This is a genomic window from Aquabacterium sp. (assembly GCF_049317225.1).
GTDB lineage: Bacteria > Pseudomonadota > Gammaproteobacteria > Burkholderiales > Burkholderiaceae_C > Aquabacterium.
Genome location: NZ_JBMOIR010000004.1, coordinates 26,501 through 44,351 on the forward strand (window position 1 = coordinate 26,501; position 17,851 = coordinate 44,351).

Here is a 17,851-nt window from a genome sequence, read left to right on the forward strand (position 1 = left end):
AGAAACGCCAAATAGAGGGGGCTGACGTGGTGAAATGAGGGGTAGACGAGAAAGTCGTCGCAGAATGTGTAACGTTTCCTTGTCTGACTTAACCTGAACAGTCGGGATGCCTCTCCCACAAGATTCCGTCAAGGGCGGGTGGCCGTCGCGCTTTGCGCAGTGGGGCCATGACGTCATCCCGAGCGAAGCGGTGGATGGTCCGCTGGCCGCGTTCTTCCGCGCACGTCAGATTCAAGCCTTGGTCAGTTTGCTGCCCTTGCTCATGCTGGGCAATGCCGTCAACACGATCGGTGTGTGTTGGGTTTTCTGGGGCAAGCAACCCCCTGTGATCTTGGCTGCGTGGTGTTTTGCCGTGGTGTTGTCTCTTCCGGTCGCGGCCGTGTGGTGGCGTCGGCTGGTGTCTGGATCACCTCGCCCCATCGCCACGCGACGCGCCACGCAACTGATCGTGGCGCAGGTCACCTTGTTTGCCTGTTTGTGGGCGTTTCTGCCTGCCGCCGTCTTTCCTCAGAGTGATCACGCAGGGGCTTTGCTCATATCGACCGTGGTGGTCGGCACGATCTGTGGTGGCGCTTTCATGCTCAGCCCCATGGTCCCGGCAGCTTGGGCGTACGTCTTCACCCTGTGCGTTGCCAGTGTCATCGGGCTCAGTCGGTCCGACTATGCCGACAGTCGAACCTTGCTGATCCTGATGCTGGTGTATGCCCCCATCATGTTCGGCGTCAGTTATGCCAACGGTCGTGTCTTCATGAGCCGACTGCGTGTTGAGGCAGAAACGGATCGACAGCGTCAGTTGATTGATCTGTTGCTGCGAGATTTTGAGGAGCATGCTTCCGACTGGCTTTGGGAAATCTCTTCCACAGGGCACTTGCGCCATGTTTCCAGTCGCTTGGCCGAGTCGTTTGGCTTGCCTGCGAAACAATTGCTGCAGCACACCTTCGGTGAGTTGCTCAATTTGATGGTGCCGCCCGATGACGCCGAGGGCGCTGCAGCTTTGGCCAAGCTGACGTCCTGCATGCGCCTGGGGCAGCCCTTTCGGGATCTGGAGTTGCCGGTAGAGGTTGCTCACGAGATTCACTGGTGGTCCCTCTCGGCCAAGCCTCTGTTTGACGAAAAGGGGCGTGCCGCCGGTTGGCGGGGGGTGGGGTCGGACATCACCCACACACGTCAGGCGCGTGATGAACTGGCCAGGCTGGCCAACTTTGATGCGCTGACCGGACTGGCGAACCGGCATCGCTTCAGCACAGAGCTGGAGCGGTTGCGGCAAGAGGTGACCAGCACCGCAGAGCCGCGCCCTTGCGCACTGCTGTTTCTCGATCTGGATAACTTCAAGCATATCAACGATTCGCTGGGGCATGGCGTTGGCGATCAGTTGTTGCGTCGTGTGGGGGGGCGCCTGAAAACTTGCCTGGCAGAGGGGGACTTGCTGGCGCGACTTGGCGGCGACGAGTTCGCCCTGCTGACATGGCGCTATGTCACACCCAAGAAAGCTGCGGCGCTGGCCGAGCGCTTGTTGGCCGTCGTCAGTGAGCCTTGCCAGTTGGACGATGTGTTGGTCGAGGTCCATGCCAGTGTCGGCGTGGCCTTGGCGCCGCGTGATGGCCGAGATCCTCAGTCGCTGCTCCAGTGTGCGGACCTGGCTTTGTACGCGGCCAAGGCGGCAGGCCGCAACACTGCCCGGTTCTTCGACATCAGTCTCGCTGATAACGCCAAGGCGCGTGCGCGCCTGCAGTCAGAGTTGGGGCAGGCCTTGGCAGCAGAGCAATTCAAGCTGTTCTTTCAGCCGCAGATGCATCTGGACACCGGCGAGGTGATTGGCTTTGAGGCGTTGGTCCGCTGGCAGCATGGCGAGCGAGGGCTGATTGGCCCCAGTGAGTTCATCGCCGTCGCAGAGGAAACGGGGCAGATCGTGCCTTTGGGGAATTGGGTCTTGCGCGAAGCCTGTCGTACCGCCTCGACGTGGCCAGCGCATTTGCGTGTGGCGGTCAACCTCTCCGCGGTGCAGTTCAGAAGTTCTGCTGTGCTGGATCTGGTGGACGACGCTTTGGCCGTGAGTGGCTTGCAGCCTGAGCGGCTGGAGTTGGAAATCACCGAATCGGCACTGATCGAAGACCATGTTGGCGCACAGGCCACCTTGATGGCGCTGCGCAGCCGGGGTGTTCGTGTGGCCATGGATGACTTCGGGACAGGCTATTCGTCGCTCGCTTATCTGCGTTGCTTCCCGCTCGACAAGCTCAAGATTGATGGCATGTTTGTGCGCTCGCTGGACAGCGATCAGGATGCGCAGGCCGTTGTGACGGCCATCGTCAGCCTGGCGCAGGCGCTCCGGCTCGATACCACGGCAGAGGGCGTTGAAACGGTCGAGCAACTCGTCATGCTCAAGGCCTTGGGGTGTGACGATGTGCAGGGCTTCCTGATCTCGCGACCCATGCCGGGTGAAGAGGTGCCGATGTATCTCAGCCGCACCCATTTGTCTGTGGCGTAACCCCCAAACCGGGCGGCCATCTGGAACCCTTTCAGGGATATCGACTCCACCGAGTCAAGGTGTTTGGGCTGTCTTGGCGACGCATTGTTCGCAGGGCGGTGCTACATTGGTTCGAGCCAAGGTTCCAACGTTGTGCGTGGAGTCCTGTGCAGTACTTTTCTTACAGAGGATGTTGAACCATGAATTGGATGCGTGATGCGGTCCGCTGGTTGATGGCGACCGCGCTGACGATGCTGGCCATGGGCGTTCAGGCTCAGGCCGTGAGTGGGGAGTACGTGTTGGGGGCGGGCGACCAGATCCGTGTGTCGGTTTACCAGAACCCCGATCTGCTGCTCGAGACGCGCATCACCGAGGGGGGGAGCATTTCGTATCCCTTGCTGGGCAACGTGAAGATTGGTGGATTGTCGGTGACCGATGCCGAAAAGAAAATTGCCAACGGCTTGCGTGACGGCAATTTCTTGAAGCAGCCTCAGGTGTCCATCCTGGTGCTGGCCGTCAAGGCCAATCAGGTGTCGGTGCTGGGGCAGGTGAACCGTCCTGGCCGCTATCCGCTCGAAGCCGGCAACTCGAAGCTGAGCGAAATCCTGGCGCAAGCCGGTGGCATTGTGCAAAGCAGCGGTTCGGACATCGTGGTGGTGTCAGGTCTGCGTGATGGCAAAGCCTTTCGCAAGGAAATCGACTTTCCCAAGGTGTTCGCTTCCAGCGGGACAGTGGCCGACCTGCCGCTTCAAAATGGCGACAGCATCTGGGTGGACCGTGCGCCGCAGATCTACATCTATGGTGAAGTGCAACGTCCAGGTGCCCAGATCCTGTTGCGTGATACCACCTTGTTGCAAGCCTTGGCGACTGCCGGTGGCCTGACCCTGCGCGGGACCGAGCGTGGCATCCGTGTGCACCGCCGTGACGAGGCTGGCGAGGTCAAGATCGTGCAGCCCGGCATGAACGACAAGCTGCAACCCGGCGATGTGGTGTATGTGAAGGAAAGCCTGTTTTGATCAGGCTTTCCTTGAAGAAGGCCTGATGCCTCAGGCCTTCTTTTCCCACGCGACGGCGTAGAAACCGTCGGTCGCGTGACGGTGCGGCCACAAGCGCAGGTGGCCGGCCGGGGTGACCAGCGATTCGGCTTGGTTCACGCCCATTTTCTCCAGTTGCTCCGCCGCGTTCAGCAGCACAAAGTCTTTGTGCTCTTCGGTGAAGGCGTTGGCAATCACTTCGTTTTCGGCGGGCATGACGCTGCAGGTGGCGTACACCAGGCGTCCACCCGGCTTGAGCAAGCGGGCTGCGCTGTTGAGAATGGCCTTCTGCTTGACCTGCAACTCTTCAATCGCCTTGGGGCTTTGACGCCACTTCAGATCGGGGTTGCGGCGCAGGGTGCCCAGGCCCGAACAGGGCGCGTCCACCAGCACGCGGTCAATTTTGCCGCGCAGGCGCTTGATGCGGTCGTCGTTTTCGTGGGCGATCTGGGTCGCGTACACGTTGGACAAGCCGCTGCGTGCCAGGCGTGGCTTGAGGTTGTCCAGGCGGTGGCCTGACACGTCAAACGCGTACAGGCGGCCGGTGTTGCGCATCATGGCGCCCAGGGCCAGGGTCTTGCCGCCGGCACCGGCGCAGAAGTCCACCACCATTTCGCCGCGCTTGGCGCCCGTCAACAGCGACAGGAGCTGGCTACCTTCGTCTTGCACTTCCACTTCACCACCGGTGTAGAGCGGCAGCTTTTGCAAAGCCGGCTTACCCTGGATACGGATGCCCAGTGGGGAGTAAGGCGTGGGTTCGGCCTGGATGTTGGCGGCGGCCAGGGCTTCGATCACGGCTTCGCGCTTGTTCTTCAAGGCGTTGACGCGGAGGTCCAGCGGTGCGCCTGCCGAGAAGGTGTTGACCAGGGCCCAGAAGTCTTCGGCGCCCAGTTGGTCGCGCAGGCTGTTGGACAGCCAGTCGGGCAAGTTGTGGCGCAGCTTGTCGGGCAAGGCACTGCGGTCGATGGCGCTGGCGCGTTCCAGCCAGGCCGCCTCGTCGGCCGTCATGCCCTTTTTCAGGACATGGGGTTCGCCTTGCCAAGCCAGCAGCACCAGACGGCGCTCCATCGGTCCATGGCCGGATTGGGCCAGGTTGGCCCACAGCAGGCGCTGACGCAGCACGGCGTAGGAAGTCTCAGCCAGCGCGTGGCGTTCGCGTTGCCCCAGCTCGCGGTGGGTGCGGAAAAAATAGGAAACGATGCTGTCGGCCGGGGCGTCAAGCTTGAGCACCTCACGGACGAGCTGTGTGGTGAGGTCGATTAGGGCGTTCGGATGCATAACCGGGATTATCCTGTGTTCGGTCCCATTCTGGGGGCGCCCAGAGATGCTTGAGGCGCAAGGCGAGGGGCCCGGGACGCAGGATGTCACGGATCATGTCCACCCATTCATGGAGTGTCAGCCGCAACAGGTTGTAGCTGTGGACCTGTCGCACGATGCCGTAGTCCGGTCGCTCGACCTCTTCGACGAAGGTGCCAAACAGCCGGTCGAAGACGATCAGGGTGCCGCCGTAATTGCGATCAATGTATTGCGGGTTGCGGCCGTGATGGGCGCGATGGTGCGAAGGTGTGTTGAACAGGTATTCAATGGGCCGTGGCAGCTTGGTCACCCACTGGGTGTGGATGAAGAACTGATAGCCTAGGTTGAGCGACAGCACCACCATCACCCAGACCGGGTCGTAACCGATGAGCACCATGGGCAGGTAAAACAGCCAGTTGCCTGCAAAGCTGTAGAGCCAGCTTTGACGCATGGCCGTGGTGAAGTTCATGTGCTCTGAGCCATGGTGCACCACATGGGCACACCAGAACCAGCGGACACGGTGGCTCGCTCGGTGAAACCAGTAGTAGCAGAACTCCACGCCCAGCCACAGGGCCAGCAGGCTCCAGGGCGTGATGGCGATGGTGGTCAGGCGCCAGGTGTAGAGCGCTTGCATGGCGGGCAGCACCAGGCCTGCCACGATGAACACGTCCAGCACCAGGTAGACGCCGCCCAGACCGATGCTGGCCCAGGCGTCAGCCCAGGCATAGATGGGGTGTGCGGTTTGGCGATCTTGACGGTGGTAGTGCCACCATTCCAGCCCGACTGCCAACAAAAACAAAGGGGACAGCATCACGATGACCCAGTCATGCCATTCGGTGTGGGGTAGCCAGTCCGGTAAAGCCTGAATGAGGGGCGTGATCAGCGTGTCGGGTGTCAGCATGGCGTGAAGGGCAGATGGGCGCTGGCCGATGCTCCTCCACTCGGTGGTGAATTTCTTGACAAATCACGCCAGCATCAGGCCGAAGACCTAGCGGCTACCCCGAATGGTGAGGGGCCGGGTGTCGCGGCATGATCCCGACTCCATTGCGAATGCGCTGACATGGCCGAATCCCGCGTTGCTGCGTCCTACGTTTTGCTCTTGTATGAGTACCTGGAACGCCAGGGGCTGGATCCTGCGCGTGTCTTGGATGCGCGTCCCGAACCAGAGCAGCATTTTGTGCCCATGCCGCAATGGCAGGATTGGTTGCGCCGCGTGGATGTCCTGGAGAAGAAGCGGCCTGGACTGGGCTTGCGCATCGCTGAGTGCGTCAGCGCACGTCACTTTGGGGTGGTGGGGTATGCCGCGTTGGCATGCGGGCATTTGCTGGAGGCGCTGCAGCGTCTGGAGCGTTATCACGCCTCGGTGTACGACGCCAACCTGGCCACGGTCTCCATGGACCCGAATGGCGTCTCGGTGGAGTGGGGGGTGGACCGAGGTCGCCCGGGGGCCTTGGTGGATGAGACGGCCATTGCGTCACTGGTGCAATTGGCGCGCGACATGACTGGACGCTACTGGCCGCTGAAGGCGGTCAGCTTTGTGAACAGCCGTCCCCAGGATATTCAACCCTACGAAGATTTCTTTGGTTGTGAGGTGCGCTTTGATGCAGACCGTACCAGCCTGGTCTTTGGCTATGAGTACTTGGCCTTGCCGCTGCGCAAATCTGATCCTGCGCTGCTGGCCTTGCTCGACAAGCAGGCCGAGGCTTTGCTGGATGAAGTCTCTCGGGTGCCGGCGGCGGTCGATGCGTGGCGCCGAACCTTGGTTCCCCTGATCCGCGAGGGCAGAACCTCGTTGGCGGCCTTGGCCGAGGTCCATCACACCAGTGTGCGCAGCCTGCAGCGTCGGTTGGCAGAACAAGGCACAACCTTTCAGCGCTTGCTGGATGACACCCGCCGCCACCTGGCAGAGGGGCATCTGAAGGAGGCTCATCTGGATGTGGCAGAAATCGCCTTGCTGCTGGGGTATTCGGAGCAAAGCGCCTTCACCCGTGCATTTCGGTCCTGGACTGGTGCGACCCCAGCGCAGTGGCGACGTTTGCATCAGAAAGTGCCTTCATGTCGGTAGCCTCGTCCGAGCCTTGGTCTGTCAGTCTGTTGTCGCCCCCGTCATCCGTGGTGATGGACGGCGAGCCGGCCATGGGCCGCTATGCCGGATGCATTGACACCATTGACTGGCGCGCATTGCGTGGGACTTGGCGGCGGTCGGCGCTGTGGACGCGTCTGCATCACAAGCGCTGGCAGTACGTGGGCGTGGCACATGCGCATTGGTTCATCGGGGTGGCGATCGTCGATGTGGGCTGGTGCATGTCGTCGTTCGTGTACGTGTTTGATCGCCGCAGCCAGAAGGTCGTGCTGGATTGGACGCAGGATGGTCTGCCAGGTTGGTCTGGCGGCGTCACGGATCAGCCTGTGACGGGGGGCGCAGCTCGTTTCAAGGGGCTGGGGGCGGCCTTGTCCATCGTGACCGAGGGGCATGTGATCGCGGTGCGAGTGAAGACGCGTCGGCTTCAGTTGAGATGTGATCTGTCATGGCATCAGGCGCCGCCGTTTTTGCTGGCGGTTGGGCCGGTGGACCAGGGGCTGGTGCACGCCACGCAAAAGTCACCCGGTTTGCCGGTTGTGGGCGAATTTGTGTTGGACGGTGAGCGGCATGCGCTGCATGGTGCATTGGGCAGCCTGGACAGCTCGAATGGTTTGTTGGCCAGAGACACCGCTTGGCGATGGGCGTGTGCGCACGACCGACGACTCGGCTTTAACCTGCAAGAAGGCTATTTCGGCAATCAGGAAAATGTCTTGTGGCTGGACGGAACCTTGATTCCGCTGGGGGCCGCCAAGTTTGCTTTTGATCCGCTGCGCCCGTTGTCGCCATGGCGTGTGCAAACCGATGACGGGTTATTGGATCTGCATTTCCGACCAGAGGGTGCGCGACAAGCCGATCGCAACCTCGTGGTGGCTGCCAGTTATTACATACAGCCAGTAGGGACATTCCATGGCGTCGTGCGTGCGCGTCCCGGTGGACCAGTCGTGTCGGTGGATGGCCTGTTGGGTGTGACGGAAGATCACCGTTCACGCTGGTGAGCCGGACGTGCGGCATCGTCCTTTCAGTCTTCTTTGATCCAGGTCCAAAGGTCATCTTTGGGCTGTCATGCAAGCGTCGGCGGGTTGGCGCACAATCGGCGCCCGTGCAGCACCTTGTTTGTGCATGCACCTGAGTCGATAGGAGAGGGTTTTGCCCGTTGTGACCTTGCATCAACGTTTGCGCGAGCTGGATGCTGCACGCCTGCGAGGCATGCAGCGCGGTATCGAAAAGGAAGGCTTGCGCGTCAAGCCCGACGGCAGTCTGGCGCGTACACCGCATCCTGCTGTGTTGGGCTCTGCACTCACGCATCCTCATATCACTACCGATTTCAGTGAGTCGCAGTTGGAACTCGTGACCGGGGTGCATGCGCGTGTCGAAGACTGTCTGCACGAACTGGAAACCATCCACCGCGTGGTGCTGCGGTCGCTGGGCGACGAATGCATGTGGGCGGCGAGCATGCCTGGACAATTGCCGCCAGATGCGGACATTCCCATCGGGTACTACGGCAGCTCGAATGTGGGACAGGCCAAGCGGGTCTATCGATTGGGGCTGTCGCACCGCTATGGCTCCCGCATGCAGACCATTTCGGGCATCCATTACAACTGGTCGTTCCCTGGCGCAACGAGCGAAGACTATTTCGCGTTGATCCGGAATTTCCGGCGCCACTCATTTTTGCTGTTGCGCTTGTTCGGCGCATCGCCGGCCGTGACATCGGCGTTTGCGGCCGGGCAACCTCATGGCTTGGATGCCATGAGCGCGCACACGCTGTACCTGCCATATGCAACGTCTTTGCGCATGGGGCGATTGGGCTACCAAAGCGATGCGCAGTCTGCGCTGTGCGTGAGCTACAACGATCTGGAAGGGTACGCCGATTCCCTGCATGAGGCGCTGACCGTTCCGTATCCGCCTTACGAAGCCATTGGCATTCACGACCCCGCAGGCGGCTATCGTCAATTGGCCGCCAGTTTGCTGCAGATTGAAAACGAGTTCTACAGCACCATTCGTCCCAAGCGTGTGATTCGTTCGGGCGAGCGTCCCTTGCATGCCCTGCGTGAGCGCGGCGTGGAATACGTTGAAGTGCGCTGCATGGACGTCAATCCATTCCTGGATGTGGGCATTGATGCGCACACGGCAAGGGTGCTGGATGTGTTCCTGTTGCAGGCCATGCTGTCCAGCAGCCCGCCAGATAGCCCGGATGAGGTGCGCGTGCTGCAATCGAACCTGTTGCTGGCCGCCTCGCGCGGTCGAGAGCCCGGTTTGCAATTGATCCGAGATGGTCAGCCGATCAGTCTGGAGAAATGGGGACTGGCACTGTTGGACGAGGGCGTGGCTGTGGCCGAGGCCATGGATGCGGCTTGTGGTGGGCACGCGTACGCAACGTCATGGGCACGTGCGCGTGAGGATTTCTTGGCGGTCGAACAGTTGCCTTCTGCCCGGGTGCTGGCCGCCATTCAGGATCAGTATGCGGGGCGCTTTGACGCGTTTGCGCTGGACCGATCCGGCCTGGTCAAGCAATCTCTGTTCGGTGTGTCATTGACCGATGATCAGCAGGCCGTCTGGCGGCAGATGGCCGATGTGTCGGTTGCGGAGCAGGCGCGCATCGAGTCCGAGGATGTGTTGCCTTTCGAGTTGTTCCGCCAGGCCTACATTGATCCTCAAGGGCTGACGGTGGCCGCATCCAGCTCGACCACCGCCTGATCAAAGTCGTAATCGCTGACGGCTTTGTGCGTCGCGCGCAGTCGGTCGGCCCAGGTGTGTCCGGCGATGGACTGCATGAGCTCGTTGAGCACATCGACGGCCTCACTGTCGCTGTTGAGCAGCAATTCCCGCAATTGCTGCAATGACGCTTTCAATTGGACCTCATCTACGTGATCTGCGGAGGTCACCTCTGGTGGCCCGTCGTGCGCACTGCAAAACGCAGTCAGCCCATCCAGCACTTGGGCGAGCACGGTGCTGGTCACTTGCAGCAGTGAGGCGATTTGCTCGCCTGGCGCGCGGCTCGCGCAAGCTTGCTCCAGCGCATGGGCCGTGGTGGCCAGATCGTTGGCGCTGATGGTGCCTGCACTGCCGCGCAGTGTGTGTGCCAGGCGCGTGGCTGTTGCAAAGTCATGCGCCGACAATGCCTGCGCAAACTGCTCGTTGAAGTGAGCGTAGTTGTTCAGGAAATTGCTCAGCAGCCGCATGTACAACTGTGGATCATTCAGTGAGCGCAACAGACCAGCTTGTGTGTCGATGCCAGCCAAGGCCGGGAAATCCTTGGGGGCAGGGGCCGCGCTGACGCGTCTGCTCGCGGCATCTGCAGCGTTGCTGGGGTGTGCCGGCTTGATCCACTGGCTCAAGGTGGTGAACATCTTTTCGACATGGATGGGCTTGGCGATGTGGTCGTTCATGCCAGCCTGAAGTGCCAGTGCTTTGTCGTCTGCCATGGCGTTGGCTGTCATGGCAATGATCGGCAGGTGTGACAGTTGACTGTTGGCGCGAATGTGTCGCGTGGCGGTATAGCCATCCATGACGGGCATCTGGCAATCCATCAGCACGCCGTCAAAGGCGTTGTCCGCATGGAGAATGTCCAATGCGGCCTGTCCATCGGCCGCTACGACGGTGTCAATGCCTGCGCGTGCCAGCAACTCGACGGTCAATTGCTGATTCATCTCGTTGTCTTCAACCACCAGCATGCGTGCCCCTCGCATGGCGATGACGGATTCCTCCAGTTCTTCGCTGCGTTGTGTGGCGCGCGTCTCGGCCGGCGATGCGTGGCCCAAGCCTTCACTGATGGCTTCGAGCAAGGTGGATGCCGTGGTGGGCTTGCTCAGAACGGACTTGAGTTGCACGCCTTGCTGCCGCGCATCATCCAAGGCTTCCTGGCGACCGAATGCCGTCACCATGATCACGGCGGGCGTTTGATCTTCCATGGCCGCTTGCAACTGATGCACGGTGTCAATGCCGTTCATGCCCGGCATGCGCCAGTCAATCAGCAGCAAGTCGTAGGGATGCCCCGACTCGCTGGCCTGGCGGATGACTTTCAATGCATCGGAGCCGGAGGTAGCCTCATCGACCGACAGCCCGAATGTCCGGGTCATGGAGGCCAGGATCTCGCGCGCGGACGTGTTGTCGTCCACGGCCAGGACCCGCTTGCCGGACAGGTCCTCTGCCTGAACCATGCGGCGTGGCTCGACATGCGTCTGCACACCGAAGCGTGCCTCGAAGTGAAAGCGCGATCCTTTGCCAAACTCGGACTCCACCCAGATTTTGCCGCCCATCATGTCAACCAGACGCTTGGAAATGGCCAGCCCCAAACCGGTCCCGCCATACTTGCGCGTGGTGGATGAATCGGCTTGCGAGAACGAGCGAAACAGGTGTTCCCGCTGTTCTTCCGTCAGGCCAATGCCCGTGTCCTCGACCACAAAGTGAATCACCGATTCGTGATCGTCGCGCTGGGTTGATTCGACTGACACCAGCACCTCACCTTGGTCGGTGAATTTGACGGCGTTGCTGCAGAGGTTGGTCAGGACCTGACCCAGTCTCAAGGGGTCACCCATGAGCATGGTGGGGACGCTCGGATCGATCTTGAACAGCAGTTCCAGTCCCTTGTCTTCTGCACGAATCCCGATGATGTTGGACAACTCTTCCAGCACATCTTCCAGTCGGAATCCGACTTGTTCCAGCTCCAGCTTGCCTGCTTCGATCTTGGAGAAGTCCAGGATGTCGTTGATGATGCCGAGCAAGCCTTCCGCTGATCGATGCACTTTCTGGATGTAATCGCGCTGCTTGGGGCTCAGATCGGTTTTCAGGGCCAGGTAGGACATGCCGATGATCGTGTTCATCGGTGTGCGGATCTCGTGGCTCATGTTGGCCAGGAATTCGCTTTTGGCTTGTGTGGCCACTTCAGCTGCTTTCTTGGCTTGCGTCAGTGGGGTGATGTCCGAGAACGTTCCCACAAGACCACCCGGTGAGCCATCGACATTGCGGAAGCCTTTGACACGGTAGAGCGTGTCATGCAGTTGGCCATCCGAAAATGGGATGGGCATCAGCTTTTCAACCGATCCGGCCGTGGCAATCATGGCCTGATCTTCTGCCTGGTAGGCCTGACGATCCGCTTCCGGGAGGTAATCCAGGTCGAGCACGGTTTTGCCGATCAAGTCATCACGCTTGACCGAGAAGGTGTCCTCATAAGCCTTGTTGAAGCCCAGGAAACGGGTGTGGGCATCCTTGTAAAAAATGGGCGTCGGGATGGCGTCGATCAAAGCCTGCTGAAAACCAAGCTGGTTGCGCAACTGCAAGGCTTTTTCCCGCCGCAAGGTGCGATTGCGGAACATCAGCGCAAACAGGTAGAAGGTGCCAAGGCTGGCAAAGAAAGCAGATGCCGTGACCACCAAGCGACTCTGTGGCTGCGCGATGGCGTCCAATGGGGTGAGGCTGACCATGGTCCAGGAGCCAGCAGGATCTCGCCAGTCCAGCGATTCACGTCCGACGGCGTATTGCCCGGAGGGGAGCGAGAGAAGGTCCTCATCCAGGCTCGGCAAGGTCTTGAGGGTGGCGCCTGGTGCGAAGAGTGGGCCGTACTGTCCTGCTGCGTGCAGGGCTTGCTGGCGAGCCGGGGTGGTGCTGCCGCCCACCAATGCGAACAGCCACTGGGGCTGACTGCTGGCCATGACCACGCCGTGTGGGCTGACCAGCAAACCAATGGATGCGCCTACCGTGTGCAGTGTGCGATCAAGGAAGTCGGGATCATGGCGTGCGACGAGCATGCCGATGATCGGGCTGGCGGCCGTGCGATCCTGGTAAATCGGCGCAGCCATGTAGATCATGCGCTGTCCGGTGCTTTGGCTGATGGCGGCGGTGACGTTCGGAATGCCGTGCATGGCCGTCTGGAAATAGCGCCTGAAACTCAGGTCACTGCCGAGTACGCGTTGGCTGCCTGTGTGGTCCCAGACACCGGTGATGATGCCGCGTGCATTCGTGACGAACACATGGTTGGCACCAATGTTGTGTGCGATGGCGTCCAGCGCCGACGTGTTCAACGTCTGACCTTCCTTGGCCACCGCTGGGGTGTCAAGCAAGGCAAGCACCTTGGTTTCCTGCTCCAGTTGGCCCGCCAGTTTGAGGGCGCCCATCGACTGACTGTTGAGCGTCAACTCTTCCAGCAGGCCGCGATCTTGCTGAATCTGGTCGTGCAGACTGTCGCGATAGTCGAGCAGTGCCTGTTGGCGATAGAGGTGATCGCAGATGCCAGCCACGCCCGCGCTGATCAGCAGGCTGATGAACAGAGTGACTACCTGGCGTCCGATGGGAGAGATGAGTTTGGGCGCTGGAGGCATGCAACAAAGTCCTAACCTGGGGGCGGGGTGCCTTCGTCGGCGAAGCGATCCGCGATGGCGATGAATTCATCTTGCAATGCCAGAAACGCGTCCAGCACGTCCGGATCGAAGTGGGTGCCGCGGCCAGCCACCATGATCGTGACCGCTGCATCGTGCGTGAAAGCCGGCTTGTAAACCCGCTTGCTGATGAGGGCGTCATACACATCCGCCACAGCCATCAAGCGCGCACAGATGGGGATGTCGTCACCGCCAATGCCCTGCGGGTAGCCCGTGCCATCCCACTTTTCCTGGTGGCTGTAGGCGATTTCCTTGGCGATACGCAGGAAGTCAACCTCCAGGCCGAGGCGGTTCTCGGAGGCCTGAATCGCATCACGACCCAAGGTGGTGTGCGTCTTCATGATCTCAAACTCTTCTTCTGTCAGTTGAGCGGGTTTGAGCAAGATGCGATCGGGAATGCCCACTTTGCCCAGATCGTGCAAGGGGGCCGATTTGAAGAGCAGATCAATCATCTCGTCAGTCAGGTAGTGACTGAAGCGGGGATGATTTTTCAGCCGCTCACCCAGGGCCTTGACGTAGTGCTGCGTGCGGCAGATGTGGTTGCCCGTCTCGTTGTCCCGTGTTTCGGCCAGCGAGGCCATCGTCAGGATGGTGACGTTTTGAATGGCCGTCAACTCCTGGGTCCGTTGAGCCACCTCGCGTTCCAGGATGCTGTTTTGATTCTTCAAAAAGTCGGCCGCGGCTTTGGCCTGCAACTGGGTGGCTACGCGTGCCAGGACAACCGGTGGGTTGATGGGCTTGGTGATGAAGTCGGCAGCTCCCAACTCCAGCGCTTTTTTTTCGCTTTCGCTGTCTGACAGCGCGGTCAGGAAAATGATCGGGATGTCGCGGGTGTCGGGGTTCTCTTTCAGCAGTCGACAAACGACGTAACCATCGACGCCGGGCATCATCACGTCCAGCAAGATCAGGTCAGGTGCGGGACGTGTCTGGGCGATCCGAATGGCTTTTTCGCCATTGTTGGCCACTTTGACCGTGTAACGGTCTTTCAGAAGACAGGACAGCAGCGACAAGTTGTCTGATGTGTCGTCCACGACCAGAACGGTGGCTGATTTGTCCGCGGGGATGGGGTCCATGCTAGGTGTGCCAATCGGGATCGCCAAGAGGGTGAACTCAATATACTACGCAGCCCCATGGAGGGGCTGCTGTGCGATGTGCCTTCCCGGGCGTTTTGTGCTTGATTCGGGTCAAGGTCGAACGCTTCCGTCCCCATCCCCCTTGGCTGGGTGGAAAAAGTGTCCGGATGTACCAATGTTGCGGCATCGAGGGTGTTCCTGTTTAGAGTGGCGTTAGGCGTCGTGAAGCCGCCAAAACATTCAAACAGGAGGAACCGAACATGACCATGCCAACTTGGCTGGGTGCGGCATTGGCCAGCGTGGCTTTTGCTGGGGCAGCGCATGCGAGCGACATTCAGTTGACCTTCGACGCTGATGCACAAGGTGTCAGCGCCGTAGGCGGGACCTTGAGCCACGATGCATCGGGGTATCTGGTGCAGAGCGATGTCGATGGCGGCATCATGTCCCTGTATCTGCCGTCGTCCTTGCTGGGCAATTGGTCCCGTTTCATGGGCGGCACCTTGTCGTTTGATGCCGTCAACCTCAGCGGTGTTGCTTCTGACTGGGGGGATTTCGGGCGTGTGACGCTGACAGGCTCGGCCGGTGAGGTCAGTTTTGACTTGGCCCCTGGTAGCGCTCCGGATGCCCGCTGGACCACTTTCTCGGCGGATTTGACGCCAGCCAACTGGGGGGGGAACTTGTCGGCCGTGCTGGCCAATGTGACCAGCGTCAGCGTGTCACTGGAGTCTCACGATGGCTATGGCCCCGCCAACAGCGAGGTCAATGGCTTTGACAACTTCAAGGTGTCGGCTTCGGCTGTGCCGGAGCCCTCGACCTGGGCACTGCTGGCGACCGGTTTGGCCGTGCTGGCGTGTATCCATCGACGCCGTTCGCGTCATTGAGTCGGGACGGCTCTGCGGTGACCTGCTCAGGTTGCGCGGAGCCTGTTTCGGTCCGTCCTGACAAGGTGTTCCTGATGTTCGCGCTATTGAACGCTCTCGCCCGTCTTCGTGGGGGAATCGCCAGCATCCTGGTGATGGCGTCCCTGTCTGGCTGCGGTGGCGGGGGATCCTCTGGGCCCTCCGACGCCCCCTCCGTGCGACCGACTGGTTTTGTCGCCGTGGCGGCGGGCGCCACACATTCTGTGGCCATCAAGGCCGACGGCAGCCTGTGGACCTGGGGCTGTTCGACCTACGGTGATGCATGCGACAAGACGACAGCAACGAGCCAGGCGCCGACCCGATTGGACCCGGCCAGCGTCCAAGCCTATGCCGCCGTGTCATCGGGCGAGTTTCACAACTTGGCACTCAAGGCGGATGGCTCGTTGTGGGCGTGGGGCAAAAATGAAAATGGCCAACTGGGCAACGGCACGAATGTGGATGAGGCACAGCCCACGCGGGTTGGCCAAAGTGTCTATCAGCAAGTGAGTGCGGGAGGTGCGCACTCTGCAGCAATCGACCGTGACGGTCGTTTGTGGACCTGGGGGCAAAACACCTATGGCCAGTTGGGCGATGGCGGGAGCGACGCCACCTCTGAACCGAAACAAATCCTGGTGGGGACCCAGTTCAAGGCCGTGGCGGCTGGGCCGTATCACACAGCCGCCATCGACACCGCAGGCAATCTGTGGACTTGGGGCGGGAATGGGTATGGTCAATTGGGTGACGGGAGCAACCAGACCCGTCCCACGCCGCAAAAAATCGATGTTCTGGACGCTGACTCGGTGCTTCTGAAGTTCAAGCAGGTCTCAGTGGGGCCGACCAATACCGCCGCGATTACCGAGGGTGGTGACCTCTATGTGTGGGGCTGGAATGGATACGGGCAAGTGGGTGACGGCTCCGGTGCGGACCAGTGGGTCCCCGTCAAGATTGCCGGTGCTGGGTATGCCCAGGTGTCCATCAACGAGTGGCATGGCCTGGTTGTGAAGCAAGACGGCAGCCTTTGGGCTTGGGGGAGCAATTGCTGCGGACAGATTGGCAATGACCCCAGGGCTGATGCCGCCACGCCGCTTCAAGTCGGCGCGCCAGGCACTTACCGCGATGCCGTAGCAGGCCGCTGGCACAGCGTGGCACTGGGTCAAGACGGTCTTTTGCGAGTGTGGGGTGACAACAGCTACGATCAACTGGGGCAAAGTTGCGAGCAAGCATATTGCGCGGTTAACGTGCCCGCCAGACTTGATTTTTAGCGTCAGTCGATCTCGTCGAGCATCACGTGTTGAACAGTGCCTGACGAACCTCTTCCATCGTGGGCCTTTCGCATGCGTGCGCGTGGGTGCAACGCGCCTGCCAGTGGCGTAAAGCCTGAGCGCGGGGATCATCGCTTTCGGTAGCGACGGCGCCTTGCAGCAACTCTTCGAGCAAGTGGCCAAACGCCAGGGTGTCCATCTTCTCCAGCGCATCGCGGGTGGCGCGTTGTGTCGCGCCAGTCGGCAGGAGGGACGCGGCCCCGAAGTCGCCCAGCAACGCCTGCCCGTCCGAGCGCCACAGGATGTTGTGCGCATACAGATCGCCGTGCAGAACGCCGCGGGTGTGCAGGTGCGCGGTCGCTGCGGCAATGCCCTGTGCGAGGCGCCAGGCGATGTCGATGGACCAGGCCGCATCGGGTGCGTACACATCGCGGGTGCAGCTGTCCAGGCTGGGCGGGCCGGCCAGCGCGCCCCAGTTGGCATCCAACTGGGGCATCACCAGGCCTTGCCGATCCTCCGGGTGGCCTTGCAGCACACCATGCACGGGGATCAGATGCGGGTGCGCGCCTGCGGTCAGGCAGGCATGGAGTTCTTGGTCCGGCAGCCCGTCGCTGGTCAGTGCGCCCTTGTAGAGCTTCACTGCCACGGCTTCCGGTTCGGTGGACGGCGTGCGCTGCCATGTGCCCGCATGGATGTGACCGGACGCACCTTCGCCCAATAACTGGGCCAGTGTCACACTCGACCAGGGAATGAGCGGCCAGGACATTGGCGTCGGCTCCCCCGGGATCGATGCACTCGCCTCACATGGGTTGCCCCCGTAGGCCAGCCACGCCAGTTTGGGCAAGCTCAGCAACCAGCCGGGCAGGGTCTGGACATCATTGGCCGAGATCCGCAGCAGACCCAGTTGCTGGCAGGCCGCCATGCTCTCGGGCAGGGTGCGCAAGCGGTTGCCTGCCAAGGCGACCTTTTCCAGGGCGGTGCACTGGCCGATTGACTCGGGCAGCGATGCAATCTCGTTGGCTGTGAGGATCAGCCAGCGCAGCGTGGGCGGAATGGCCGTGTCGGGCACCTGTGTGATCTGGTTGGACTTGAAGCCCACCATCGACAGTTGGGGGCAATCGCCCAGATGCTCCGGGACCGTGGTGAAGGCGTTGTCCGAGCAGAACAGCACCTTGAGATGCCGTAAGCGGCTCAGGTCGGGCAGTTGGCTCAGTCGGTTACCGGTGAGGTTGAGGACCTCCAGCGTGTCGGCCAGGGCAAACACCTCGGGCGGGAGGTCGGTCAGTTCACAAGAAAGGTCCAGGCGTTTGCAACCTGTCAGTTCACCGGCGCGCAGACGGCGCAAGGTGTCCTGTGACATGGTCGGTCA

At 61.0% G+C, this 17,851-nt stretch carries 12 protein-coding genes; 7 read left to right on the plus strand and 5 right to left on the minus strand.

Annotation, left to right across the window (positions count from 1 at the left end):
- Nucleotides 1–106 precede the first annotated feature (106 nt).
- The gene (locus ACOYNB_RS04510) at nucleotides 107–2,485 is read left to right on the plus strand and encodes a putative bifunctional diguanylate cyclase/phosphodiesterase (RefSeq protein WP_422837930.1); all 2,379 of its coding nucleotides are present in this window, start codon (nucleotides 107–109) and stop codon (nucleotides 2,483–2,485) included.
- 179 nt (nucleotides 2,486–2,664) lie between these two features.
- Nucleotides 2,665–3,480 (plus strand): polysaccharide export protein EpsE, encoded by an 816-nt coding sequence (gene epsE / locus ACOYNB_RS04515; protein ID WP_422837931.1) that lies wholly within the window; start codon nucleotides 2,665–2,667, stop codon nucleotides 3,478–3,480.
- Nucleotides 3,481–3,510: 30 nt separating this feature from the next.
- Here the strand turns inward: epsE and ACOYNB_RS04520 are convergent, their stop codons facing one another.
- On the minus strand, nucleotides 3,511–4,776 hold the full coding sequence (locus ACOYNB_RS04520) for an RsmB/NOP family class I SAM-dependent RNA methyltransferase (protein ID WP_422837932.1): 1,266 nt from the start codon (nucleotides 4,774–4,776) through the stop codon (nucleotides 3,511–3,513).
- Nucleotides 4,730–5,695: a sterol desaturase family protein gene (locus tag ACOYNB_RS04525; RefSeq protein ID WP_422837934.1), complete on the minus strand. Its 966-nt coding sequence runs from the start codon at nucleotides 5,693–5,695 to the stop codon at nucleotides 4,730–4,732. Before ACOYNB_RS04525 ends, ACOYNB_RS04520 begins: the two co-directional genes overlap by 47 nt.
- Nucleotides 5,696–5,854: 159 nt before the next feature.
- On the opposite strand from ACOYNB_RS04525, the gene ACOYNB_RS04530 reads away from it, so the two are divergent.
- The 3 genes from ACOYNB_RS04530 to gshA all read left to right on the plus strand — a co-directional run bounded on the left by ACOYNB_RS04530 (nucleotide 5,855) and on the right by gshA (nucleotide 9,571).
- Complete coding sequence (locus ACOYNB_RS04530) at nucleotides 5,855–6,859, plus strand: AraC family transcriptional regulator (RefSeq protein ID WP_422837935.1); 1,005 nt, start codon at nucleotides 5,855–5,857, stop codon at nucleotides 6,857–6,859.
- On the plus strand, nucleotides 6,850–7,872 hold the full coding sequence (locus ACOYNB_RS04535) for a DUF2804 domain-containing protein (RefSeq protein ID WP_422837936.1): 1,023 nt from the start codon (nucleotides 6,850–6,852) through the stop codon (nucleotides 7,870–7,872). Before ACOYNB_RS04530 ends, ACOYNB_RS04535 begins: the two co-directional genes overlap by 10 nt.
- Nucleotides 7,873–8,032: 160 nt before the next feature.
- Nucleotides 8,033–9,571, plus strand: coding sequence for a glutamate--cysteine ligase (gene gshA, locus ACOYNB_RS04540; RefSeq protein WP_422838087.1), 1,539 nt, complete (start codon nucleotides 8,033–8,035; stop codon nucleotides 9,569–9,571).
- Here gshA and ACOYNB_RS04545 read toward each other — a convergent pair.
- Together ACOYNB_RS04545 and ACOYNB_RS04550 are read right to left on the minus strand one after the other, a co-directional pair.
- Nucleotides 9,529–13,191, minus strand: a complete 3,663-nt coding sequence (locus tag ACOYNB_RS04545; RefSeq protein WP_422837938.1) for a response regulator — start codon at nucleotides 13,189–13,191, stop codon at nucleotides 9,529–9,531. The two genes, gshA and ACOYNB_RS04545, sit on opposite strands and share 43 nt — an antisense overlap.
- A gap of 11 nt (nucleotides 13,192–13,202) precedes the next feature.
- Nucleotides 13,203–14,321, minus strand: coding sequence for a response regulator (locus tag ACOYNB_RS04550; protein WP_422837939.1), 1,119 nt, complete (start codon nucleotides 14,319–14,321; stop codon nucleotides 13,203–13,205).
- A gap of 260 nt (nucleotides 14,322–14,581) precedes the next feature.
- Between ACOYNB_RS04550 and ACOYNB_RS04555 the strand changes: the two genes are divergently transcribed.
- Both ACOYNB_RS04555 and ACOYNB_RS04560 read left to right on the plus strand, forming a co-directional pair.
- On the plus strand, nucleotides 14,582–15,202 hold the full coding sequence (locus tag ACOYNB_RS04555) for a PEP-CTERM sorting domain-containing protein (RefSeq protein WP_422837940.1): 621 nt from the start codon (nucleotides 14,582–14,584) through the stop codon (nucleotides 15,200–15,202).
- Nucleotides 15,203–15,276: 74 nt separating this feature from the next.
- Complete coding sequence (locus tag ACOYNB_RS04560) at nucleotides 15,277–16,482, plus strand: RCC1 domain-containing protein (protein WP_422837941.1); 1,206 nt, start codon at nucleotides 15,277–15,279, stop codon at nucleotides 16,480–16,482.
- A 22-nt stretch (nucleotides 16,483–16,504) separates the two neighbouring features.
- On the opposite strand, the gene ACOYNB_RS04565 is transcribed toward ACOYNB_RS04560, so the two are convergent.
- On the minus strand, nucleotides 16,505–17,842 hold the full coding sequence (locus ACOYNB_RS04565) for a leucine-rich repeat-containing protein kinase family protein (protein WP_422837942.1): 1,338 nt from the start codon (nucleotides 17,840–17,842) through the stop codon (nucleotides 16,505–16,507).
- Between the last annotated feature and the right edge of the window lie 9 nt (nucleotides 17,843–17,851).